Below are 24,549 nucleotides of genomic sequence, written 5' to 3' on the forward strand. Positions count from 1 at the left end.
GGATTGAAATTACAAAACAAGATTGCAGTCATTACTGGTGGATCAGATGGAATTGGCAAGGCCACAGCACTAAAATTCTCTAAAGAAGGTGCAAGCGTCGTGATTGCTGATATTAACGAAGACCGTGGTCAAGCCTTAGTAAGTGAAATTGTCGAAGCTGGGGGAAATGCCATCTTCATGAAAACAGATGTCACAAATTTTAATGAAGTGGAAAAATTAGTGGAATTTGCAGTTGATACATATGGAACAATCGATATTATGTTTAATAATGCTGGTATTGGTGTAAATAAACCATTCTTAATGCATTCACCTGAAGATTATCATAAAGTAGTTGATGTCAACCAACATGGTGTGTATTATGGCATGTTAGCTTCCGCGCGTAAAATGAAAGAATTAGGTGTAAAAGGAGTTATTATCAACAATGCATCTGTGTTTGGCTTTGTTGGCTCATTAGGAATAACTGGCTATCAAGCAGCAAAGGGGGCTGTTGTCATGTTAACCAAACATGGCGCTTTAGAGCTTGCACCAGAAGGGATTCGAGTTGTCGGTATAGGACCAGCAGCAGTAAACACACAGATCGTGGAAGGGTACAGACAAGCTGGTTTGCTTGATTATATGAAAGAACAACAGTTAACAAAACAATTAATTGAGCCTGAAGAGGTTGCGGAAGTCGTTGCTTTCTTGGCTACAGATGAGGCACGCATCATGAACGGCTCAGTTGTGATGGCAGATGATGGTTTTGCAAGCTTTAAATCTGACATTAGACAATAAAAATGAATTAAGGGGAAAATACCATGCCAACAATTGAAGAGATGATTGAAAAGGATTATAAGAAGAAAAATCTATTAATGTATATTGTTTTTTCTTTATCTATTATTGCAGCATTAATGAAATCTATCGTCACAAAAGAGGTATCGACAATTGCTTTATTTAGTGTAGAACTTGTGGTGTATTCCGCTTGTTATTTTATCGGTGAGAAATCCCTGAAAAAGCCGACTTTCTTCGCTTATACTGCTGTAATATTAGTTAACTTATTCACAATAGCAGGAATTTTTATTGCTGGGGGAGGATGGACAGTTGTCATTATCACATTCCTTTTAGCTATATTTGCCGTTATACAATTTAACCGGTTTATCTTCTCTATCGGCTATGTTTTAGGGTTTATTACCTTGATTTTAGCTGTTACCCTAGGAACAAAAGAATTAGAATCCATTCAACCTAATGCAGCTACCATTTTCTTAGTTTATATATTATCAGGAGTAATACTTGCAGTACTTATTAATCTAAATGAAAAAATGAGTAAAAATATTAATAATCTGATGTTACAAGCTGAAGAAAATGCCAATGAGCAAGTGCGTCAACGCGAGCAATTAGAAGAGAATGTACAAAATATCCTGCATGATGTCACGGACACAAGTGAGCGCATTCAAAATAATTTAGCATCTCAAAGCGAGATGAGAGTTGCTATCAATGAGGTCTCATCTGGCAGTAATCAACAGAGCGAACAGATTTCAAGTATCTCTCATAGTGCTAATGTGTCACACGAAATTATGGAGAAATTGCGTAACTTTATGAAAGACCTGTCCACTGAAGCTGAGAAAACGAAAGAAATTACTTCTGATGGTGAACAAAAAGTTTCCTTATTTAATAAAGATGTAAAAGATATTCATACATTTATTAATGATTTGAATCAAAGCTTTTATGAATTAAGTGTAAAAATAGAAGAAACGAATTCTTTCTCTGATAGCATTAAACAAATCTCAGAGCAGACCAATCTATTAGCATTAAATGCTTCTATTGAAGCGGCCAGAGCTGGGGAGGCAGGAAAAGGTTTTTCTGTAGTTGCAGAAGAAATTCGAAAATTAGCTGAAGTCACAAATAGTACAGCAGAAAATATCACAGCTAACCTTAACCAAGTAAGCGTCGAGAACACCTCAACGTTACAGAAAATGAAGACTAGCGAGGAAAAAGTAAATACCATGCTTGTTTCTTCTGAAGACGTGGCGAATTATTTTGAACAATTAACCCATATGTTCACCGTAATTACAAAAAACTTCGCGAAAGCACGGCAATTTACAGATGATGTTGTTTCTAATACGTTGGAAGTAGATAAATCTACCTCTGAATTAGCTGCAATTATTGAAGAAGCAAGTGCAAGCTTAGAAGAAATGAATGCGACAGTTGAAACACTGACAACTGACAGTAAAAAAATTGCAGATGTAATGAACCAAACGGCTGAAAATGCAAAACGAATTATTAAATCTACTTAAACCGTAATTACTGTTTAACGAATAAAATAATTGGCTGGCACGAAGCGCTCTCATCACCGCACACCTGCCAGCCAATTTTAATTGGTTCTCTGTCAAATGTGGTGGTGTCATTTTCACTCCATCATCTCTTTTATTACACTTACATTATTCATCCTACTTGTACCTGAACCGCAGGGGAAATATACTCGCTTTCCTCGGGCACACAGGACGTGACGGTTTTCGTCTAACTTCTAGCCGCTTAACCAAGTGGATCTTCGGCTCGTGGGACTGCGATTACTCGTCCCATCGAAAACATTTGCTGTTCCCGCAGGAGTCTCGCATATTTCCTCTGCTAAGGTACTTTTATAATAAGACGCTTCTTATCTCTTGACGCCCCAGTATCTTCTTTTTCAATCGCTCAAAACTCTTGGGGAAGCTTTGAGAAATCAAGGGATACCAGCACATTTAGTATAGAGCATTTTAATTTCGCTATTTAGCTTAGCTTATAGCTTCTAATCACCCCTCGCACCAATATAGCGAAGCACAAATAGGAACAAGTTAACGAAATCAAGATACATTGATATGACAAACATATTTTTCAGATTAAAAAGAACACCTTAATTCAAGGTGTTCAGTGAATTTAACATTATTGAAATGGCAAATGTCTTTCCTTTGTTGGGTTATATACTTGAAGCCAATTTTCTGCTTCCTTCTCCATCCAACTTCCAAATTCATTTATAAAATCCAAAATTTCTCCTGCGTTTGATAAGGGATTGATTGCGTACCAAAGCGCAGTTCTCATTTCTTCCTCTTTTTCTGGATAATGCTTTAAAAATAATTTATAAGCTGGGTATAGATCTCTTGTGTACGACTTTTCTTGAACAATAACAAGCGCTCCCCCAGCCCTTACCATAATTCTCATGATCCATGAACAACAATCTTTAATATCCTCAATATCTTCATTTCCTATTAAATCCTGCTTGGCGTTCTCAATTAGAGACGAAAGGTGAATTAGGTGTTCATTCCCCAACGCGCTGTCAGGTTTATAATTGGGAAGCTCTTTGATTAAATTTTTACCATAAACACAAATTCCATAGGTTTTTAAAATAAACGGAATCATGGAGACATAGTTTGACTCTGAAGCCTCATGAAGTGAACATACTCCTAATTCAACACCTTTTATGAAATGAAATTGTTGATCGATAAATTGCGCTGCTTCTTCTACCCAATCTAAGTCAATATCATCTGGATCAGAATAAGTAACAATTATTGCGTCTACATCAGAGACACTATCAATATCTAACCCTCTAGGTACTGAACCTCTTAAATAAATACTGTGAATTTCATTGGGTAAATTCGACAAGCAACTTTCTTTTATTAAATGGATTACTTCTTGAAATTTATTATTGATGTTTTTTGAATCAGACTGGTTGATGATATATCCTTTTTCGTCTAGCGCACACAAGGTACCTATTTCTTTAATTTCAATCATCTATTGGAATCCTCATTTCTTTTTAGCAGGTATTTATTCAAGAAGCGGAAAAATAATAAGTTAAGTTATTTTGAACTACCTTTTCCTGTAACAAGGGCATTACTGTCCGAAAAAGCAAACTTTCTTGAAAATGAAAAATAAATTTTTTATACCAGCAGTAAACCGTCCACATCAAGAATCTGAATGCGCTTATGTGGTTTCTGTTTAATTAGCCCTTGCTCTTCTAAGTCTGTTAACTTACGACTAACTGTTTCTGGTGTAGTACCCAGATAGGAAGCTACATCTTTTTTAGTCATCGGTAAATAAAATTCACCTGATGAATCATTTTCATCTAGGCAATCTGCTAAGAAAAATGCAATCCTTCGTTCTACTTTTTCTGTTGTAAAACGCGTTGTCTGCTTTTCTGATTGATCTAAACGATTAGACAGTTCATTTAAGATCTTTAGTGAAATGGTTGGATAGGTTATAAGGAATGATTGTAAAGCCGATCGGTTAATCACACATATTCCAGTGTTTTGTACGGCTTCTGCATACGAATCATGTGTTTTCTCTTTAAATAGAGCAAGTTCTCCAGTAAAATCGCCAGGATTTAAGATCCGGACTAATTGTTCTTTTCCTGACTCGGATAACCGATAAATTCTAACTTTCCCACTGTTAATAATATACAAGGAATCTGATTTATCACCAGCATAATAAATATGTTCTCCCTTTTGATAAGAAATTGGTTGAACAGTATGCATAATCTCATCTAATTGTTTGTCTTCTAAATGATTAAATATTGGTACAGCTGCAACACATGTCTTATGTGAACCATGGTCATGACAATGCGTTTCTTCTACCGCCATTTTCACATTCCTCATTTCGAAATTACACGAGAAAATCGCGCAAGTAATTTTGTATATTGCATTTATTTTAACATAACTATAACTACTACAAAAATCAGCTAACCTTTCTGTTTACTCTTAAAGCTGACTAAGCGCATTGCATTCACTATAACGAGTAGTACACTTGCTTCATGAATAAACATACCTGATGCTAATTGAACAGATCCCATTAAGACACCAAATAGCAAAACAAAGACGATAGCGACTGCAAAATAGGTGTTTTGCTTCATGTTACGGGAGGTGGCTTTTGCTAATGCATAGGCATGAGATAATTGCAGTAACTTATCAGCCATTAAAACAACATCAGCTGTTTCCATCGACACATCTGTCCCCCCTTCTCCCATTGCAAGTCCAATATCAGCAGTCGCAATTGCGGGAGCATCATTAATTCCGTCACCTGCCATTGCAACAACCCGCCCTTGTCTTTTTAACTCCGTTATGAACTCCACCTTGTTTTCTGGTAAAAACTCAGCATGATATTCATCAATTCCTAGTTGTGTAGCAACTAATTTTGCAGTACGTTTATTATCACCTGTGAGCATAATAATCTGATCAATCCCATTTTCCCTCAATGCCGCTATTGCCTGTGGTGCAGCTTCTCGAATTTGATCAGTAATAGAGATGATTCCTGCTAAATCGCCATCAATGGCAGCAAAAATAGCTGTACTTCCTAACTCCTCACGCTCAACTGCATAACTAGAAGCAGTTGTAGATATAGTTATACCTGCTGTTTGCATTAATTTTCGGTTACCAATAACCAATGAATGATTTTCTACTTTGGCACGAATCCCATTACCTTTAATAACTTCACCTTCTACATGGTCTTGGTTGAGAGCAATGCCTTTTGTTTTTGCTTCTTTTACAATTATTTGACCAAGAGGGTGTTCCGAAATCAATTCTCCTTGTGCCACTAACCGAAGTAATTCCCTTTGCTCATAATTGCCAAAGGTGCGGAAATCCGTGACTTCTGGCTTTCCTTTTGTTAAAGTACCAGTTTTATCAAATACTAGCGTGTTCACTTTTGAAAACTGGTCAATTATTTCGCCACCTTTAATAAGCACACCATTTTTAGCACCATTTCCAATACCCGCTACTGTTGAGACCGGTGCACCAATGACTAAAGCACCTGGGCAAGCAACAACTAGGAAGGTGATCGCTAAATGAAGGTTCCTTGTAATTGCAAAAACTAAAATCGATAAAATAACAATTGCGGGTGTATATACAGTAGCAAACCTATCTAAAAATTTCTCTGTTTTTGATTTTGATTCTTGCGCTTCCTCAACAAGTTCTATCATTCTAGCGAAAGTTGTGTCATCCCCAACTTTCTCCGCCACCATTTCAATATAACCATTATCAAGAATTGTTCCACTAAACACCTTCTCCCCAGCACTTTTGGATGCTGGTCGGCTTTCACCAGTAATAGCCGCTTCATTTAACGTAGCATTACCGGTTACAACTTCACCATCTACTGGGATCTTACCACCAGAACGAATAATCACTCGATCGCCTTCAACTACATCTTCTATTGGAACAGTTACCTGTTTCCCCTCTTGAATAACCGTTGCTTCCTGTGGTGCCATTTCAATTAACTCTTTTAATGATGACCGTGTTTTTGCCAATGTACGTGCCTCTAAAAATGCCCCCATTAAAAATAGAAAAGTTACTACTGCTGATTCTACATATTCACCAATAAATAACGCACCGATGACTGCAATTATTACTAATAATTCAATGCTAAAAGCTTTCATTCGCAATGCTTGGTATGCCTTTATTGCGATTGGCAAACTGGCAATTATTGTTGCTGTAATCAATGCAATCGTTTTGACTTCACCATTCCCTAGAAAACTAGCAATATAGCCCAACGCAATCAAGATAGCAGAAATTGCCGTTATATGATTTTTATGCTTATTTACATAAACGATCATGTTTATTTCCTCCTAGTAGCTATAAAAATTAATGGAATCCCCGTCACTGCTACAAATATAGTTGTTACCTTTTGGGGAAAAGTCCATATCTCACTAAAATCCTATGCTAATTATACTTTTTCAACCTACGAATTCTTTAAGTAAATAGAGACAGCCTGTCAAGACTATCTCTATCGTAAAAATTAAGATACTTTCTTTGACAACACCGGATATCCTAATTTACTTATTATTTCTTCCAACTGGCTTGCTTTTATTGTTGTCTCATCAAATTGCATTTTTACCTTACTTAGATTAAATAATACTTTCGTAGATTCGACACCTACTGTATTATTAAGGGTCGTTTCAATTTTTTTAATACATGATGGACAAGTTAAAGCCTCTAATTGAAATACTGCTTTTGACATATCGCTTTCCTCCCTTTTTGTTATACTCTTATCATAATGCTAGTGACGATTGGATAAATTGATTTGGATCAAGATATGTCATTTTTTCTTTATTTCATTTTGTTGTAGTAATCTCTTTTTATAGGTGAGATCATGTTTTTTTGCTTTTAAAACAATAAATTAATAGCACAAAAAAGATGAAGTAGTTATCTCTGAATCATCAGAAACAACTACTTCTTTTCATTTTATGGAATTATGGCATCGTTTCACTTACTTCCAGAAAGAAATATAGTGCATTTCACAAAAAAAGTTTTCAATCAGTCGAGGAGAAAAAACAAATGGATACTCCTCCCTAAAATGCAATTCTAATGTAATACTGAACATATACCATCATGCTTTAAATTGTTCGGGTGGAACTTTACTATCTTTTATACACGGAATAATCAATTTCATTTTCACTTTTGGCAATAAGCAAGGCGGTGTATACATCAGAGTCAACATTTAGAATTGTGCGTAACATGCCAACAAACCATTCTACACCAGCAAATATCGCAATGGATTCAAGCGGTAGTCCCATTTGTGGAATAATAATCGTCATTGACACAAGACCCGCACCTGGGACAACGGCATTGGAAAGAGAGACGAGTGTAGATAGCATCGCAATAAATAGATATTGAACCATGGTATATTCCGCACCATATATCTGGGCAATGGTTATGACAGTGACTGCCATATGCATCGCTGCTCCATTACTATTTAATGTCATACCAAGCGGGAGAACAAACTTAGATACCTTTTCAGAAATACCTAATTTTTCTTTTGCATCTTTCATCGCGGTCGGCAAAGTAATAGCCGAAGATGTAGTCGCAAGCGCAATGACCGACATTTGAACCATACCACTAATCAGTTTCGGAAGGTTAATTTGACAACGAATAGAAATAAATAATGTAAATAATAACAGATAAATAACAGTGGCTAATCCATATACACCTAAATACTTAAGCAATGGCGTAATCACGCGAAGACCTAACTCGCCAATTGTTCCTGCAATCAAAGCAAAAATCCCAATCGGAGCTAGTTTCATAATCATTAATACTAATTTTAATATAATCTGATTAAATTCTTTTATAAAGCCAAGTACTTTCTCGCCACCTGAATCAACTCTAACAAGACTCATCGCGATTCCAAACAACACAGAAAAAATAATAATTTGGGCAATGTCCCCTTCTGCCATGGATTGAAGCACGTTCTTCGGAAAGAAATTCAATATAACATCGGATGCTGTACCAATGCTATCGGGATCAATCTCTACTCCTTCTGTGAGTTGATCTAAGTGCCCTCCGCTACCCGGTTGTAACCAATACCCCATCATGAGACCAAATAAAGCAGCTAAGAGAGAGGAACCAAAAAAGATGCTAATCGTTTTTAAACCTCTTCTTCCTAATTCTTTGGAATTAAGCCCACCAACAGCTTCAATAATTTGCCCCATGACAAGTAAAATGATTGACATCTGAATTAGCCTAAGGAAAATATCACCAACGAGTTTAATGCTTGTCAACTCACCATCAAAGAGCACCCCAAATAAAATCCCTAATATTACTGCAATCATAATTTGTGTCGTCATACTTAATTTTAGTAGTTTCATAAGTTAGCCCCCGACTAGCGAAGTATAAGCAGGTGCTACTGATAAGCACCTGCTTCACTTAACAGATTCATCCGTCTACTTCATTTATACATAAAACAGCTCCGAATTCAATTAAACTTTAACTGTTAGAAACTTTTAATGAATCATTTTTTTTGACAACTGTTCCTGCTCCTTCATGAAGGTTACCTAAGTTGTCTAATGAAGTAATAATCGCTGTTCCATTATTGGAAGACTCAACAAATTCAACAGCCGCTTGTATCTTCGGTAACATACTTCCTGGCTCAAATTGTCCCTCTTCGATATATTGCTTTAATTCATCAATCGAAACTTCTTCTAGTTTCTTTTGATTAGGTTTATTAAAGTTGATATAAACGTTATCCACAGCAGTTAAAATAATAAACAGATCTGCTTCTACTTGTTCTGCTAATTTCTTGGAAGCAAAGTCTTTATCAATTACTGCTTCTATTCCAGTATAGCCATTATCGGACTTAATAACTGGAATACCACCACCTCCACAAGAAATCGTGATGACATCATTTTCAACTAGTTGTTTGACCGTGTCAACTTCAACAATACCGACCGGTTTTGGCGAAGGAACAACTTTACGGTATCCTCTACCTGAATCTTCAATATATTTTGCACCATCTTGGCTCGCTTCAGCCACTTCAATTTCCGTTAAGAAAGGACCTATTGGCTTCGTTGGATGCGTAAAAGCTGGATCATTTTGATCTACTTCCACACGAGTAATTAAGGAAACAACCGACTTATTTATTTCTTGTTTCTTTAAAATACTACTCATTTCGTTTTGCATCCAATACCCGATACTTCCTTCTGTCATCGCAACACAAGTATCAAGTGGTAATGCTGGGTTCTTTTCACTATCAGCTAATTGCTGTTGTAATAATAAATTTCCTACTTGTGGACCATTTCCATGTGAGATAATTAATTGATTATTATGTCCAACCAACTGTACTAGCTTTTCACATGTATTACGAATCGCTTCTATTTGTGCTTGTGCCGTTGGGTCATCCGAAAGAATCGCATTTCCTCCCAAAGCAACAATGATTTTTTTATTCTCTAACATATCTTCTCCCTCTTTCTCTCTTAATCTAAGATGCTTCTATTTGTTTATTATCTTTTGCTATGAATATGAAGACGAACATACCTATGAGTAATAAAATCGCTGCAAGGTAAAAACCTACTTGCATGGAACCTGTTACATCAGCAATCCAACCTGTGATATAAGGTGCTAGAATAGCGCCTGACATCCCAATAAAGTTAAATACACTTAACGTTGTCGATAATGAATTTTTCGGTGAATTCTTCGTAACAAACGCTACCAGAATTGGATCAAGAGCTAACTTCCCAGTTAATCCATAAATAATCAGTGCTACAATAAGCAAGGTGCGATCTGTTACAAACGCAATACCAAATGTCGTAATAATTGCTAGTGGTACAAGGAAATAAATAAATTTTTTCGTTGTCTTATACTTATCAGATAAACGTGCTAAGATCAGTGCTCCTGGGATTGATGCCCAAGGAACTAAGGACGAAATAAAACCAACACTTGTTCCAGCAAAGCCACGTTCCACTTCTAAGAATCGAGGTAGCCATGTTAGAATCACGAAATTAGCGTAAATCGAACAAAATACTAGAATAAAGGTAACGACCAAGTTTTTATTTTTAAAAATTGACTTCAGACTAACTTTTTCATTTTTCGTTTCTTTTGTATCCGTTGAATTATTGACCTGTTCTTTTCCTTGATCTTCAGGACGAACAACTTTTTCTTTTAATAGGGTGTAGTACAAGATACCGAGAATAACAGTCGGTACTGCCATAATATAGAATGGCTGACTCCAGTGTTGACCGTTTTCAAGTACAAGCTTACTTGATAGTATATAACCTAGGGACGTACCAAAAGCCATTCCGCTGTTAATAATAGCTGTTCCTAATGTTAATTTTTTCGTAGGAATCGCTTCTGTTGATATCGCATAACTGGGACCATAAAAAGCCCCTTCTCCAACACCCGTTAAAATACGATAGAGCATGAAGACAATAAAGGCAGAAGCAATCCCGCTTAAATATGTGGTTACCCCAAAAAGGACAAAACCGAATGCAATAACCAGCTTTCTTCCTACCTTGTCCGCTAAGATACCGAATGGAATTTGCGTTGCAGCGTATGCTAAGAAGAAAACACTATTAACCAGTCCTAATTGCGCATTACTTAAACCAAATTCGACACCGATATTCCCCATAACTGGATTTAAAATTGTACGATCGGCATACATTAAAATCCAGCCAAAGAAACCTAAAGCAACTACTTTCCACCAGTAACGTTCAGATACTGGTACTGCCTTATATTTATCCACCAAGTTCATTTTTTTATTTGCTTCCATTAGTAACCCTCCTCAACTTTTAGATACCATGTTTAGTCCTAACCAAAAGCCGTATAATGTGTCATTTCCTGATGTATGTCCATATTGTTGAATTTCATCAATGACAACTTCTATTTCTTGCGTGTTATCTGCATCTAACAATTTAACTAAATCAACAAAGTTTTCACTAAGATGATCATGCAGCAGTGAATGGAAGTACGCCGTGCTAATATATGTTGTTTTGTTTTCTGCTACTTTATAAGCTAAACTATCAAGCCACTCTTGATTTAAATGAAAGGAGATTACAGCCATTGTAAAACCCATTAATAAGTCATCGCCACTTGGTGTTAACCCAAGACCCCGCCCTAAAAAATAGTCTATAATAGCAAGTTTTGATGTCTTGTCTAGCTTGGGCATGTAACTTAATTGATCGAGCTTTTCTAGCAACTCATCATCCATCTTTAAACCTATTTGTTTCTCTAGTTTTTTCTCTTGTAAATAGCGATACAGCAAAGTTTGAGAGATAGTCTCTTTCTGACAAGAAATCGTCGGAAAAGATAAATCTATTCCTGTTAAACCTGTATAATGAATGGCAATGACATCGCATTCGCTGTAAAGTACCAAGGCATGTTGTTTCTTGACAACTAAATCACCGACACGTACAGATTTTATTACGTGGTCTAGTCGTTCCTTGGAAATGTTAATACCGAATGCCGACAATGGTTGCTGTGTTTCACTTAAAAAGAGATGAGAATCATCAAATTGAATATTGATTCCACGCGTAAATATGCTGTGGATTCGGCCTGTTTCAATTTTGTTTACAAGAGGGAGCAATAAACTACTTATTGCTCCACCTTTTATGTCATACACCATTAATCAACAGCAATGCCTAGTTTGTCAGCGTAGGCAAGTAGTGCTTTTTCAAAACAAGCTAGTGGCGCACGTACGGTTCCTGCCCCTACTTGACCGATACCAGGCTCTTTGTGCGCAATACCTGTATTGATAATCGGTGTAATACCTGATTGCACAACTTTTTGAGCATCTATCCCTAAGCAAGCGCCTTTAAAGTCCCACGTAGGAATACTCCAATTGGAATTATTCGCAAGGCAAATCTCATTCATTTCTTCTGAAACGTCTAGTGCATCGGTAAATCCACCTGCACCAACAAAACGAGTTACACCAGGCGCAGCAATCATTGCCATACCACCTACACCGATGGTTTCTGTAATCGCACTGTCGCCGATATCAGGGTTAGCATCTGATTCAGAATAACCAGTGAAATATAAACCATTTGGTGTATTAACTGGTGCGGTAAACCATTCATCTCCCATTCCACTAATTCGCACACCGAAATTACGGCCATTTCTTGCCATGGTAGTAACTACGGTTCCTTTCTGGATCTTACGTGCCGTGTCAACAGTTGCTTTTCCTGCTGCCATCATAATATTTAAGAAGAATTGATCGGTATCCGCTAAAAAGCTGATCACACTATATTTATCCTCTTCATTGATATCTAGTTTCACAATAAGCGGCGTAATTTCTTTCAAGAAATTAAGAGATGCTGCGATATTTCTTTGGTGGAATTCATCCCCCATCGTAATAGCTTTCGCTATCATAACACTTAAGTTTAATCCACCTTTTTTGTGTTTTAATGCTTGTGAAAGTACAGGGCCTAATACATCTTTCATCCATTGCAAACGATCAACTACTTCTTGTGAATAAGCGCCAAATCGAAGTACTTTGCCAATTCCTTCATTTAGCGTACAGTAAGCTCTTGTACCATCTAATTTATTCTCAACCACAAGCACTGGCATATTACCTGAGGTAATACCACCCATTGGACCAACCGCATGGTGATGATGACAAGGTTCGAACGACACGCCTCCATTCTCAAGAAGTTCAAGCGCGCTATCTTCATCTTCTGCCCAACCTTCAAACAATACGGCACCGATACAAGAACCGCGCATTGGACCAGTCATATCTTTAAATTCAATTGGTGGTCCCGCATGTAGGATGACACGATCGTTGAGTACTTCGATCACATCTTTTGCTGGAACAACATCTACAAGGAATGGCTGCGTATTTTTCATTTGTTCCACAACATCTCGATTTCCTTGTTCCACATCGTCTAGCTTCATTAGCGCATTTAACACTTTGATGAGCTTTTTATTACCACCTGCTGCTGGTTTCCAGTTGTATTGCACGGTCGTTCCACCGTGCTCAATAATGGACTCCGTAAAACTCTTTAAGCCGATGTTTATCACACGTGGTTTTGTATTAAATAAGTCTTCTATATTGTCGCTTAACGTTGGTAAGGTAACTTTTTCAACGTTTACATCTGTTTGTTCTTTCGCATTGGTTTGATAATCAATACCTTTTAGTTTTAGCGCAAGACGAACAGCTTTTTCGTTACTGTCTTCCACTAATACACCAGCTTGTTTTAAGGTGCGAATTGACTTTTCATATCCTTGTGGGTCTTGTTCTGTTCCACAAACAGTAGCAACAAAGTGCAAGGTTCTTCCATCTTTTTCAGCAGTTTGTTTCGCCTCAACAATCGCAGGGGCCAACGCTTCTGCCATATCAGGATGAGCACCATATCCAAGCACACAATCAAGTAAAATAACCCCTGTTTCTTTGTCTTCCGCATACGCTTTAATTTTCTCTGTGCGAACTTCTGGGTCAATCATTGGGTGGGGTTTTCCTTGTGTATAAATGTCATCACCCAAGTCCATCACTTCATAACCGTTAGCCTTCAAGATGTAGCCTTCTTTTTTGATGAGTCCACCTAAATCTAACGCATCAGAAATCAACATACCTGCTTCAGCCGCTAAAGTTCCGCCAGAATATAAGCCTTTCACTGTCTTTTCTTTCGATAATTCTGTATCTACATCATTCGCAAGCGGTTTAGAATAATTACGCTGTACAGACTCCCCTTCCGCTAGATCAACTGCGATTTTTGCCGTTTCTTCTAACGTATGGGCTAAGTACACATCACCCTCGTGGTGATCTGGTTTCTCTCCTAAGAAAATCGCAACAGCTGGTTTTGATAAGCTATGCAACAATTCAACAATTTCATCACGTACGTTCTTTTCTGGTGGCTTCGAAATAAAGACAATCACATCGGTTGGATCATGATGTTCCAATCCAATTAGAGCATCTTTAGCAGTGATCGCTCCTACCTCTTCACTAAGATCACGTCCACCTGTTCCAATTGCATGAACCACACCACCACCAAGACGGTCAATGATAGTCGTTACTTCTTGAATACCTGTACCAGACGCTCCAACAATACCGATATTTCCTGGTTTAACGGCATTTGTAAAAGCAAGTGGCGTACTGGATATAATTCCTGTCCCACAATCAGCTCCCATAAGGAGAAGTCCTTGTTCATGCGCTTTTCGTTTGAGACGGGCCTCTTCTGCTAGTGGAATATTATCGGTAAAGGAAAACACATTTAATCCTTGATCAAGTGCATTTTCAATTTCATCGACGCCGTATTCACCCGGAATGGATAATAATGCAAGATTTGCATCTGGTAATTTATCCTGTGCCGATTTAAAACTATTTACCGTTTCAAAACTGCTTTTTTCACTTTTAACTGCTAAGTCATTTAAGAATCTTTCTGACTCTTTTAAAGCGTTTTCAAATACATCCTCATTCACAGCATCAATCACGATTACCATATCACTTGGCGATGCATCATTTGCTTCCTCTGTTAATAGACCACTATTTTTAAAAATGTCTTTATTCGCATCCGTTCCCATCATAATCGAACATTTTTTCACACCTTCCATGCCATTGATGGCATTGGTTAGTAGCATTAAGTTAATGGAATCCTGATAGCTATTTTTCTTAATCACTGTTTTTAACATTTTCAAACCTCCTTGTTTGCGTTAATATAAATATAGCATGCGGGTTTTTAGATTACATTGGCTAAAAAATCTAGAAATATATGATTTTTTTAGCCGTTTCGGATAAAAGGAGAATAAAACATGAATGCGCTTAATTTAATACGACTAGAACCGTTAAAAAAAGCAAAAATTATCGCGGGTGAATCCGGCTGTGAAAATGTAGTGACGGGTGTCAATGTGTTAGAGGCACTTGATATTGAAAATTGGGGGAAAAAGGGACAAGTTATTTTAACGAGCTTTTTTGCTTTTAAAGATTTATCGAACCAAACGTTATCTTCTTTCTTTGATAAAATGGCATCGATTGGTATTTCAGCCATCATCGTCAAGATTGACCGCTTTGTGCAACATGTCCCTGAATTAATGATTCAGCTCTGCCATCAGCATGGTATTCTATTGATTCAAATTGATAAAGACGTCAAGTATGAAGCAATCGTACTCGCTATCTTGGAACCAATCATTAATCGAAATGTCGCGCTACTTAACAGATACTACGAGATTCATAGTGAAATTACCCAACTCGCTCTAAAGATGCCTTCTATTCATGCTATTTTAGAAGAATTCAAACAAATGATTCAGCTCGATTTCACGCTGTTTAATACACTTAAGAAAACACAAATTACGACCAATACAAACTTATCCACGTACCGCACAATGCAGAAGACAGCTATCAAACAAGAGAAGTATATGTTTTACAGCTACAAACGCTGTGATGTCGTGTATACATCCGAAAACAAAGAAATAAATGGAGCTCAAATCCGAGTACAAATTCCTTGTTTAGAACATGATGAGTATGAATTGATTATTCACGAACGAAACACACATATTAGTGAAGAAGATTTCATGGTATTGGAGAATGCTGTGAAGTTTCTTCAAATGGAGCTATTAAAAAAATACGCATTATCACAAAATATCTATCAACAAAAGAACAATATTTTAAATGATTTGCTAAATAATAGAGTACATGAAGAAAAAGACGTGGATGATATCTTGGATTACTTAAACATTGATAAATACGACTATTATCAAGTTGCCATTGTGAAGTTTTATCAACTGGATGGCGTCGATACACTGCAGAAAGATTACACAAAAATCTTAAAAAAAATGCGTTATCAATTAAAAGTACCATCCAATCGATTTGCCTATATGGAGAATACCAATCGGATGGTTTTGTTAGCTAACTTGCGTGAAGTGGACCAGACACTTGACGAAAATAAAATAAAAGAAACAGTACACCAAGTGATGAACAATCATACACGAGATTACTTTCATATCAGCATGAGTTCAGTCGTCAATCGCGAGAATATCCACAAAGCAAATACCGAAGCATTGAAAACGCAAAAAATCTTAGATTTGTTTTATCCGCACAATTCTGTTTTAAATTATCAACGCTTAGGGATTTATAAATTATTGTTAGACCTGGACAAGTTAGATGAAGCAAAAAGCTTTATTTCACCAGAAATTGTTGCTTTTAAACAAGACTACCCTGAACTATTTGAGACGTTATCTGTTTTCATAGATAGCCATCAAAGTTATACGAAAACATCCGATATCTTATTTTTACACCATAAGACGATTCGGTATCGCATGAATAAAATAAAAGAACTACTTCAAATCGATTTCGATAATCCAGAAGATATTTTACAGATACAAATTGCGACACGTTTATTTAAGTTGCTTCATTAAGATAATAGACGTACGTCAATTACTAACAAGGAGGAACCGTTGATGCAATCACCTATCACCTATACCTATAAATCTACTACGAATATCAACATGTCGATGAGTCTTTATCGTGCAACAAATACAAGAAAAAATGTTACCATTCTCTACTTCCACGGAGGTGGGCTGCTGTACGGTGAACGTGATGATCTACCCGCTATTTATGTGGATCAATTCACAGATGCAGGCTATGATCTATTGACCTGTGATTATCCACTTGCACCTGAAGTAACCATTGATACAATTCATCAATCTATTTTTGAATTAACGATGTATTATCACAAAAATCGTGACACTGTTTTTGATTTAACGAACAATGAGATGATTCTTTTTGGACGTTCGGCAGGAGCTTATCTCGCCCTGTATTTATGTAGAACATTGCAAAAACAAGCGAAGTTAAACCCGCTTGCAGTGATTAGTCTATATGGATATCCAGGTTTTCAAGCACCTGAATTTCATCAGCCGAATAAGCATTACTTACAGTTTCCTAAAGTGGAAGATAGTACGATAAAAGGCATATTATCTGATACCTATGTTACAGAAGGCGCGAAAGAAAAACGTTTTTCTTTATATATAAAAGCACGCCAAGAAGGGAATTGGATTAACTATTTGCAACCAAAAGCAGATATCGAGACATATGCGGTTACATCAGAAGATTTAAGTCATTTTCCACCAACGATCTTAGCTGCATCAACACATGACCCGGATGTAGCCTATCGTTTATCCAAACAAATGAGCCGAACCATCCCAAAAGCAAAGTGCCTTACCATCTACGGCGAAATACATGACTTTGATAGGGATACAACAGATTCTACAGGTATGAAGACATACGAACAGATTTTGAAATGGCTGGAGGAGAAAGTTATTTCTTAATGGCGAGTATAATGGTTATTTTGCCATCTAATTCAAAAAGGCGAGACAGGACTTGGCGCTTCCCCCATCCTCTCTTGTCTTTTTTGAAAATAGTATTTATTTTGTGTGCTTAGATTAGATACCGTGGGTAACAATAATTTATATTTTCAGTAACAATTATATCAAATAATTTAACTAAACTGAGAAACTGTTAATCACGTTTCAAAGGTGGACATATATTGTAAATAGTACTAATACTTCAAGCCCCTAATTGACTTAAGTATAAAATCAAACGAAACAACTAAGTGTATATGTAGTTTTTTGGATAAAATAATTATCTTTCCTATATTGAAAAATAAGGGGGGATAATATTTAAATAAATTATATCTAAAGTTTCTCTTAACTAGCATTTCTCCGTTTTATATCTCCATAGAACATGTTGTTTATCTTAAATTTTTATTTTAATTCTATACAATACAAGCATTTAGCTACTGTCCTATACGCCTAAATCGATAACTTTAATAAATATTACTTTTTCGTCTTGTTGCACACATCACACAATTACAGATAGATTTCCCTCCGTTCTTTAAATATCAACATGGACGAATGCTTGCTAAAATTACCATCATAAGAAATGTTAATAAGCAATGGACAACTACGAAACAAAGACCTTAACTCAAAGACATTATTGTGATACTAGATTTAATCTTAAAAGCAACAAAACTAACTAATTTTACATTTTTTTCTTATAAACTATTCACAATTAATTGGTGTTTATTTATAATACAATTATCAAATATATGGAGGTTGTATTTTATGAAGAAACTATTGATCGTTACACTAACTTTCATCATGTTTTTAACCGTATCTACTACTTCTGTGTTTGCTCGAACAGGAACATCTTCTGTAAAGGAAAAAAAGTAATCTAATAGTTGGAAAAGCTGGTAGTGTTTCCTTTGGCGTATCACATACTTCAAATTTCTATAAATATATTTATAAAGAAGGATACAAGTATTTCTAATTGAGTGAGGGGCAGTATATGAATAAAAATATTAAAAATTTCATTCTACTAATTGTAGGTATAATAGTTGGCTTAGTTATAGCGTTTTCTCCTGTCATTATAACCGGCACATGGTATAATGTAGAAAGAACAATAGGCAACCTACTAATTGCAGAATTTGTATTGAGAACAAGCTCGATTATCGTTGGTTTATTGGTAGTTTATGATACCGTAAAAACTTTTAGTAGAGGCTAGGCATAACTAGTCTTTGATAACAAAAAAAGATCTTGATCACTAAAAACATGTTGATTGAGAACTTTTTTGATCCTTCTTTATGCATGCTTAGAATGACTTAATATAATAGCCGTTCTGGCGGTGAAATCCCTAATGTTCACCACCATGAAAGCGAATCTTCATTTGTCAAACTAAGTGTAACCTATCCAATTTCTTCTTTTGGAGCCTGCAAACCCTCTTTTTCCTCACCTGTAACTAACTGTTTTCTTCCATAAATCATTAAGCGTTTATTTCCACCTTTTAATAAGACTATCGTTCCGTTTGGTAATAGTGTCTCCATTATTTGATCTCCACTCCTTGTTTCATAAGTTTTTTCTTCTCCTTGTTGGACTTTGGCTGATAGCTTACATAGTCCCTATTCGCTCTCATATAAAAATATCGATGTAAAAACTTTGCTGCTGCATACGCCAAAAAAATGGCGAAAAAATATACTACGATTAATGAGAAAACATGTTTTAAAACAACCGTTTCTTGTACACTTTGAGCTAAAATATACCCTATTCCAGGCGAAGCAGATAATAACCCCATATATTTTGATTCACTTCTGATTTTCTTTTCCTTCGTTGGGTCACCAGTATATCTATCAATTTGATATTTTACCAGGATATACATAAATAAGATAGTCGCTACATTTATCATGATATAGTAAAATACAGAGGTAATATGGAGCGTATAATATGACATTCCTTGTACCACAACAAATAAAGAAATTGCCCCTAATAACCCCCATATTCCCATAAATAAAACCATCTCAATCTGTGTAGAATACGGATTTTTTATGATAAGCCGAATTGCCCATACATGAATTATAAGCATAAAAGGTAAGACCATCCATAAAAATTCCAGCCTTAATATACTTAATAATCCTAAAAGTAAAGGCAAGTCGAAACCAACAAGGACCATTGCTATTATGGACAATCTAACATCCCCCACAGGGGGAGATTCTAAGTGTTCATTAACATGTTGTGCTAAGTTCTGGTGTCTAGTTTTAGGATCTATTTTCATATTTACCTTCCTTAATTAATTGTTCTCTATATAAAGAAGTTTCGGGATATGTATTAACAACCTTTATTTGTGATTTTTCTAAAAAACTATGAACCTTAAAAAGTCTTATTTTTAATTATAATAGGTGGTTAGCATGAATTATATAGGTATATTTGTTGCTATCCGTTCCGGCTTAAAAAGGAATGGGCGAGCATACACTTTCAAGCTTGTTTTAGTGAATGTATGTTTATGCAATTTATTGTTTGGAGATCATTATTGAATCAACAGTTAGTTCAAAGGATTGTACTAACTCGTCACTAAATTCTAATTGCTGGTTCTTGTCAAACTAAGTGTAACCGTTCCAAGCGCCACCTACAACTTATATCAACAACAATGTTATCTAATGATACTATTCAACCTTCTTAATTTTCATTCCTTTGGTAGTTTGTATGGATAAAGGTTCGTTCATTTCACTCAACCCTATCTTGATATATGGTACGTACTTCGTCTCTCCGTTAGTTGAATCACTTATTTTTAAAGTTATAGTTGTTGATTAACCTTGCTTAACATCTTCTATGTTTATCTCTTTTCCTATATATTCTTCACTTAACTTAATGTATACTTGTTTATTTCCTTCAATTAAATCAGAAGTCTTATAATAACTTTCACTGGAAGCAACAGAAACACCTTTTTCTAGAACCCAGTATTCTTTATCTAAATAGGTAATTAACAGAAGTGAGCTCACTAGTAAAAAAGGTAAAAGGAACACACCGACCTTTTCCAACTTTTTAACGTTGTTAGGAATTGATTTTCTACTCCTAAATGATAATAAAACTGTCCCTATAACAGAAACGATGAGTATGCCCAAACTAATAAACAAAAAGGTCATACCTTCCCAACCTCTTACAACATACAAGCCATAAGCTAGAAAAAGTGGTATTGACAAGAAGGTAACTAATGGAGATAGGTATACCAGTTTATTTTTCTTGGTAATCAAATAGGTGAAAAAAAATAAATTGGCCCCAATTAATAACCCTATTAATATAATTTGAAATAACATATATACAACCTCTTTCAAATTAAGTAGCGAAAATTAGACGTATGGTATTATCCATAAACAAAATAATATATAGATCAAACAATAAAGAAGTAACAAATATCTTTCTCCCGTAGAAAACAAATGTAAAGGTCAATATTAATTTTATTATGTTCCATAACTAAATAACTCCCTTTGCTATAATTGTTTAACCGAACAATAATCGGTCTATTATAGTTGGTCAAACGGGAGTATTTTGTGACATGAAATTATTGGTATATACAAGGATTAAGGTATGAATATACTTTGGGCACTATGATGAATAATCTCTGCCCCCACCTCCACGTAGTTAGCCAGAACATAACCGCAATAAGTAGCTGGACTACAAAAGATTATATTAAAAATCCCGTATCAATTTTACTAAGTAATATTGATACGGGATTTTAGTTTTTATTTACACAGTAGCTTCTTCTATATCTGCCTTCAATTCTTTAAACCATTTTAAGTTCACTAAATGGTGAGAACGAGAATTTTCGTTCATGCGACGAAAATAATCAATTTTATCAGGTAATTCTTTAGTGGTGATAGCTAGATATTCATCGAGAAGAGCAATTCTAGCTTCAGTTTGCTCAATTTGTGATTGGATCAATTCTAATAATTTTTTTTTATCGAATTCATCTGCAAAGAGTAATGCCCCATAAAATTGTAAGTTTACATACTCGGATTTAGTCCCATATTTGACCATTAATTTTTCGAATTCTTCTGTTCCTAAAGAAGTGATTTTAAAGGGGTGAATTTCACGACCCTTGTTTGGACGTATTTGATGTGTTTGTTCAATCAAACCTTTTTCTTCAAGTTGTTGCAAATTGTAATAAAATGAACCTTTAGTGAAGTTAACGATATATTTATAATGTCGTTTTTCCATTAAACTTAATAGTTCATATCCATGAGCGCCAGGGTTTTGAATAAGTAAGCCAAGGATAAGTAAGGGAATCAAGGATGCATCACCTTCGCCATATGTGCTTCAAATTCAGCGTATGTGATTTTACCTAGAGTCAAATTCATACTATGAATATAAATTTGTTCAGTTTTCGAATAGTTATTGTTTATTTTTAGTGATTGATTTTCAACCGAAAGAGGCTCTAAGATATGACACTTTTTCGAAAATGCTTCGAAGTAGCGATAACCGAATTTTCGTTGGGAAACAGCGTTCAAATGAATACCATCCGGATTGGCAGTTAAACCTTTTGCCGATACAAAATAACAATTTTGCTGATCATGAGCGAATCGACGTAATTGTTCGTTGATTTCTTGGTACTCTATTGAGTACTTTCCGAAACCTGATCTTCCTAGAAAATCACCAAGCTCACCAATGATTAATGGGACATTTTGAAGATTTAATTCTTCACGTAAAGTTTCAATGATAAGAGATAACTTTTCATAATACGATTCATGTAGAGAATTATTGCTATCACTTTCACCTTGATGCCAAAGTATGCCACAAATTTCACTAGTTTCAAGAGCAAATCGAGCTTCAGATAAAGCATGTTGAAAAAGAGTACCCTGCGGATGCCAATCGTTCAAGGAACTGCCACCTTCCGCACAAGGAATCAAACCAATTTCTTCATCCGGATTGGCTTTCGACCATGCCTCTGAAAAAGATGCTGCTAGACTTACACCAGCAACAGGGCGGTCATAATTACTCGGCTCTGTCATCATTTGCCACTGACCGTTGCGAAGCATTTTTATTTTTTCATTATAGATAGGTTCTACCTCATGCAAGAATCCACGACCTGCCATATTAGATTGCCCTAACATTAAAAAAGATTTTATCATTTCATTTTCAATCCTTTACATAATAGTATAGTCTAATTAGACTATACTATTATAGAGTCTAATTAGACTATTGTCAACTCGCTATTTCTATTAAATTTTTAATTGCGAATTAGTATAGAACTGTCATCGTTCTAATAACTACTGAAAGAAAATATTGAGCAGCACGAACAAGGTCAAATTTCTTTTAATCAATAAAGATAATTTCTTTATTAGTTAAAATAATAACCATGACGAAGAAGGATACTAGAAAATATAGATTTAAAATAAAGTTGGAAGTCTTGTGAAAAACGTAACATTTAGAGATTTGAGTGTCCCGGTCACGTAATTATGAATTTAAATAAGAAAATGTGAAAAAATGCACTTAAACGAGAGCTATATTTGTACTGTTATTTACATTGCTAAACATAGTGCGTTTAGTGTATCTATTTAGTCTGTTATTTTGGATTTTCTCTACGGTATCGGAACTACTAAAAATTTGTTAGTTCTTATTTATTACTGAGAATTAAAGTAGATCCCTCAACAACACTTTCTATAAGTGATTTAACCGTTTGTTTTCTAGCTAACCTTGGGCTTTGCCCCATAGCCGTCAAGCTAAGCAGGATACTTTAAAACCCAAAAGTTATTCGTTATTCTGACATTGTAAACTTTTATTTTCTTTACCGTCTCTTTATCTAACTCTATATCCTTACAATCTAGTAACATACATCTGGTATGTCAACACTAAACTGGACAAAAATTATAAGGACTGTTGTTTGAATTCCATTGGTGTTAAATAGTCTAACGTTCCGTGAATTCGAATGTTATTAAACCAATGCACATAATCATCCAGTTCAATAGCGAGCTGTTCAAGAGAAGAGAAATGAGCACTGTTAGCGAATTCTGTTTTGAATTCCTTAAACATCGCTTCAGCCACGGCATTATCATAAGGGCATCCTTTCATGCTCAGTGATCTTTGGATGCCAAATGTTTCAAGTGCTTCGGAAATAAGCTTATTATCAAATTCTTTCCCACGGTCAGTATGGAACATTTGAACGTCGTTTAAATTACCTTTAATGCTGGATAAAGCCTGATAGACTAGCTTTGCATTCTTATTAGCGCCAGCACTACGACCAATGATTTCACGGTTAAAAAGATCGACAAATAAGCATACGTAATGCCATTTTGTTCCAACACGGACGTATGTTACTTACAATGACAGCCAACGGCTTGTCTTGTTCAAATTGACGCTGTAATTCGTTTTTTACTAACGCCTCATTACACGATGTCTTATGCGGCTTGTACTGGGGGCTACGGTATAGTTTGATACAAGTCCAAGTTCATTCATTAAACGGCTAATTCGACGCCGTGATACGTGTTTTGGCTGTGATAATCTACTTAATTCTTTCTTAATTTTGCGCGTGCCATAATTGTTTCGACTTTCTTTAAAAATTCGAGAGATCTCCTGAGAAATCTCTTTATCTTCCATTTTAAGCACACGTCGGCCGTGCGAATTGGCATGATAGTAATATGTACTTTTAGGAATTTGGAGGACGTCACACATTGTACCTGCGATTACTCGGTACAGAAAAACCGTTGCTGATACCGAATAAATATGAGCATTATTTCGAATCACATCTATTTTCGTCCCATGATCAGCGCTGCTTGCTTTAAAATATCATTTTCCATCATGAGACGTTGATTTTCCTTACGTAACCGAGCTAGTTCATTCTCTTCTTCAGAACGATTATCTTTGGCGGCAAATGAACCTGTTTTTTGATGATTTTTAATCCAGCGATCTAACGCAGAAGGCGTGATATCATACTCTCTCGCAATATCTGCACGCGGTTTTCCATTTTCATAAAGCTTCACTAATTGCAGTTTAAATTCGGGTGTAAAAGTTCGACGTTGACGTGTCATCGTAGTCACGCTCCCTTAAGTTACAGCCTAAATTTACTAGCCCTCTTTTAATCTGTCCAACTTAGTGT

At 35.8% G+C, this 24,549-nt stretch carries 18 protein-coding genes and 3 pseudogenes; 5 read left to right on the top strand and 16 right to left on the bottom strand.

Annotated elements, in window-relative coordinates; genetic code table 11:
* The first annotated feature begins 3 nt into the window (after positions 1-3).
* The gene (locus DES48_RS10905) at positions 4-771 is read left to right on the top strand and encodes an SDR family NAD(P)-dependent oxidoreductase (RefSeq protein WP_245911396.1); all 768 of its coding nucleotides are present in this window, start codon (positions 4-6) and stop codon (positions 769-771) included.
* A 23-nt stretch (positions 772-794) separates the two neighbouring features.
* Positions 795-2,270, top strand: a complete 1,476-nt coding sequence (locus DES48_RS10910) for a methyl-accepting chemotaxis protein (protein WP_113869160.1) — start codon at positions 795-797, stop codon at positions 2,268-2,270.
* A gap of 625 nt (positions 2,271-2,895) precedes the next feature.
* On the opposite strand, the gene DES48_RS10915 is transcribed toward DES48_RS10910, so the two are convergent.
* The 10 genes and pseudogenes from DES48_RS10915 to fdrA all read right to left on the bottom strand — a co-directional run.
* On the bottom strand, positions 2,896-3,741 hold the full coding sequence (locus DES48_RS10915) for a nucleotidyltransferase (protein ID WP_113869162.1): 846 nt from the start codon (positions 3,739-3,741) through the stop codon (positions 2,896-2,898).
* Positions 3,742-3,887: 146 nt separating this feature from the next.
* Entirely contained in the window at positions 3,888-4,586 is a 699-nt protein-coding gene (locus tag DES48_RS10920; RefSeq protein WP_113869164.1) for a Crp/Fnr family transcriptional regulator, read from the bottom strand.
* Positions 4,587-4,684: 98 nt separating this feature from the next.
* The gene (locus DES48_RS10925) at positions 4,685-6,550 is read right to left on the bottom strand and encodes a heavy metal translocating P-type ATPase (protein ID WP_113869166.1); all 1,866 of its coding nucleotides are present in this window, start codon (positions 6,548-6,550) and stop codon (positions 4,685-4,687) included.
* Positions 6,551-6,732: 182 nt separating this feature from the next.
* On the bottom strand, positions 6,733-6,954 hold the full coding sequence (locus DES48_RS10930) for a heavy-metal-associated domain-containing protein (protein WP_113869168.1): 222 nt from the start codon (positions 6,952-6,954) through the stop codon (positions 6,733-6,735).
* A gap of 400 nt (positions 6,955-7,354) precedes the next feature.
* Positions 7,355-8,578 carry a dicarboxylate/amino acid:cation symporter gene (locus DES48_RS10935; protein WP_079708921.1) on the bottom strand — a complete coding sequence of 408 codons (1,224 nt, stop codon included), beginning with the start codon at positions 8,576-8,578 and terminating at the stop codon, positions 7,355-7,357.
* A gap of 118 nt (positions 8,579-8,696) precedes the next feature.
* Complete coding sequence (gene arcC / locus DES48_RS10940; RefSeq protein ID WP_113869170.1) at positions 8,697-9,662, bottom strand: carbamate kinase; 966 nt, start codon at positions 9,660-9,662, stop codon at positions 8,697-8,699.
* 25 nt (positions 9,663-9,687) lie between these two features.
* Positions 9,688-10,974 carry an MFS transporter gene (locus DES48_RS10945; RefSeq protein ID WP_245911402.1) on the bottom strand — a complete coding sequence of 429 codons (1,287 nt, stop codon included), beginning with the start codon at positions 10,972-10,974 and terminating at the stop codon, positions 9,688-9,690.
* Positions 10,975-10,986: 12 nt separating this feature from the next.
* Positions 10,987-11,826 (bottom strand): oxamate carbamoyltransferase subunit AllH family protein, encoded by an 840-nt coding sequence (locus tag DES48_RS10950; protein WP_113869172.1) that lies wholly within the window; start codon positions 11,824-11,826, stop codon positions 10,987-10,989.
* A complete protein-coding gene (locus tag DES48_RS16200; RefSeq protein ID WP_245911410.1) occupies positions 11,826-13,091 on the bottom strand; it encodes a YlbE family protein in 1,266 nt (421 codons plus the stop codon). The genes DES48_RS10950 and DES48_RS16200 overlap by 1 nt, the downstream gene beginning before the upstream one ends.
* A gap of 12 nt (positions 13,092-13,103) precedes the next feature.
* Positions 13,104-14,825 (bottom strand): annotated as a pseudogene (gene fdrA, locus DES48_RS16205) (acyl-CoA synthetase FdrA); the annotation flags it as partial.
* A 120-nt stretch (positions 14,826-14,945) separates the two neighbouring features.
* Between fdrA and DES48_RS10960 the strand changes: the two are divergent.
* The 3 genes from DES48_RS10960 (at position 14,946) to DES48_RS10970 (ending at position 18,690) form a co-directional block, all read left to right on the top strand.
* Positions 14,946-16,547, top strand: coding sequence for a PucR family transcriptional regulator (locus DES48_RS10960; protein ID WP_113869176.1), 1,602 nt, complete (start codon positions 14,946-14,948; stop codon positions 16,545-16,547).
* A gap of 42 nt (positions 16,548-16,589) precedes the next feature.
* Positions 16,590-17,456 (top strand): alpha/beta hydrolase, encoded by an 867-nt coding sequence (locus DES48_RS10965; RefSeq protein WP_113869178.1) that lies wholly within the window; start codon positions 16,590-16,592, stop codon positions 17,454-17,456.
* 1,018 nt (positions 17,457-18,474) lie between these two features.
* Positions 18,475-18,690, top strand: coding sequence for a hypothetical protein (locus DES48_RS10970; protein ID WP_113869181.1), 216 nt, complete (start codon positions 18,475-18,477; stop codon positions 18,688-18,690).
* A gap of 220 nt (positions 18,691-18,910) precedes the next feature.
* On the opposite strand, the pseudogene DES48_RS10975 reads toward DES48_RS10970, so the two are convergent.
* The 6 genes and pseudogenes from DES48_RS10975 to DES48_RS11000 form a co-directional block, all read right to left on the bottom strand.
* Positions 18,911-19,009, bottom strand: a pseudogene (locus tag DES48_RS10975) (DUF4176 domain-containing protein); the annotation flags it as partial.
* Positions 19,009-19,734, bottom strand: coding sequence for a hypothetical protein (locus tag DES48_RS10980; protein ID WP_113869185.1), 726 nt, complete (start codon positions 19,732-19,734; stop codon positions 19,009-19,011). The gene DES48_RS10980 and the pseudogene DES48_RS10975, both read right to left, overlap by 1 nt.
* Positions 19,735-20,266: 532 nt before the next feature.
* A complete protein-coding gene (locus DES48_RS10985; RefSeq protein ID WP_113869187.1) occupies positions 20,267-20,773 on the bottom strand; it encodes a hypothetical protein in 507 nt (168 codons plus the stop codon).
* A 430-nt stretch (positions 20,774-21,203) separates the two neighbouring features.
* Positions 21,204-21,746: a PadR family transcriptional regulator gene (locus DES48_RS10990; protein ID WP_079707666.1), complete on the bottom strand. Its 543-nt coding sequence runs from the start codon at positions 21,744-21,746 to the stop codon at positions 21,204-21,206.
* A complete protein-coding gene (locus tag DES48_RS10995; RefSeq protein ID WP_113869189.1) occupies positions 21,743-22,585 on the bottom strand; it encodes a sialate O-acetylesterase in 843 nt (280 codons plus the stop codon). Before DES48_RS10995 ends, DES48_RS10990 begins: the two co-directional genes overlap by 4 nt.
* Positions 22,586-23,321: 736 nt before the next feature.
* A pseudogene (locus DES48_RS11000) lies at positions 23,322-24,481 on the bottom strand (IS3 family transposase).
* Positions 24,482-24,549 lie beyond the last annotated feature (68 nt).

This window comes from Paraliobacillus ryukyuensis, from assembly GCF_003315295.1.
GTDB lineage: Bacteria > Bacillota > Bacilli > Bacillales > Amphibacillaceae > Paraliobacillus > Paraliobacillus ryukyuensis.

Excerpts from the sequence above, each read along its gene's own strand:
- DES48_RS10910 (WP_113869160.1), top strand. The coding sequence starts at position 795 with ATGCCAACAATTGAAGAGATGATTGAAAAGGATTATAAGAAGAAAAAT.
- DES48_RS10915 (WP_113869162.1), bottom strand. The coding sequence starts at position 3,741 with ATGATTGAAATTAAAGAAATAGGTACCTTGTGTGCGCTAGACGAAAAA.
- DES48_RS10920 (WP_113869164.1), bottom strand. The coding sequence starts at position 4,586 with ATGGCGGTAGAAGAAACGCATTGTCATGACCATGGTTCACATAAGACA.
- DES48_RS10925 (WP_113869166.1), bottom strand. The coding sequence starts at position 6,550 with ATGATCGTTTATGTAAATAAGCATAAAAATCATATAACGGCAATTTCT.
- DES48_RS10930 (WP_113869168.1), bottom strand. The coding sequence starts at position 6,954 with ATGTCAAAAGCAGTATTTCAATTAGAGGCTTTAACTTGTCCATCATGT.
- DES48_RS10935 (WP_079708921.1), bottom strand. The coding sequence starts at position 8,578 with ATGAAACTACTAAAATTAAGTATGACGACACAAATTATGATTGCAGTA.
- arcC (WP_113869170.1), bottom strand. The coding sequence starts at position 9,662 with ATGTTAGAGAATAAAAAAATCATTGTTGCTTTGGGAGGAAATGCGATT.
- DES48_RS10945 (WP_245911402.1), bottom strand. The coding sequence starts at position 10,974 with ATGGAAGCAAATAAAAAAATGAACTTGGTGGATAAATATAAGGCAGTA.
- DES48_RS10950 (WP_113869172.1), bottom strand. The coding sequence starts at position 11,826 with ATGGTGTATGACATAAAAGGTGGAGCAATAAGTAGTTTATTGCTCCCT.
- DES48_RS16200 (WP_245911410.1), bottom strand. The coding sequence starts at position 13,091 with ATGAAGCTAGACGATGTGGAACAAGGAAATCGAGATGTTGTGGAACAA.
- DES48_RS10960 (WP_113869176.1), top strand. The coding sequence starts at position 14,946 with ATGAATGCGCTTAATTTAATACGACTAGAACCGTTAAAAAAAGCAAAA.
- DES48_RS10965 (WP_113869178.1), top strand. The coding sequence starts at position 16,590 with ATGCAATCACCTATCACCTATACCTATAAATCTACTACGAATATCAAC.
- DES48_RS10970 (WP_113869181.1), top strand. The coding sequence starts at position 18,475 with ATGAATAAAAATATTAAAAATTTCATTCTACTAATTGTAGGTATAATA.
- DES48_RS10980 (WP_113869185.1), bottom strand. The coding sequence starts at position 19,734 with ATGAAAATAGATCCTAAAACTAGACACCAGAACTTAGCACAACATGTT.
- DES48_RS10985 (WP_113869187.1), bottom strand. The coding sequence starts at position 20,773 with ATGTTATTTCAAATTATATTAATAGGGTTATTAATTGGGGCCAATTTA.
- DES48_RS10995 (WP_113869189.1), bottom strand. The coding sequence starts at position 22,585 with ATGATAAAATCTTTTTTAATGTTAGGGCAATCTAATATGGCAGGTCGT.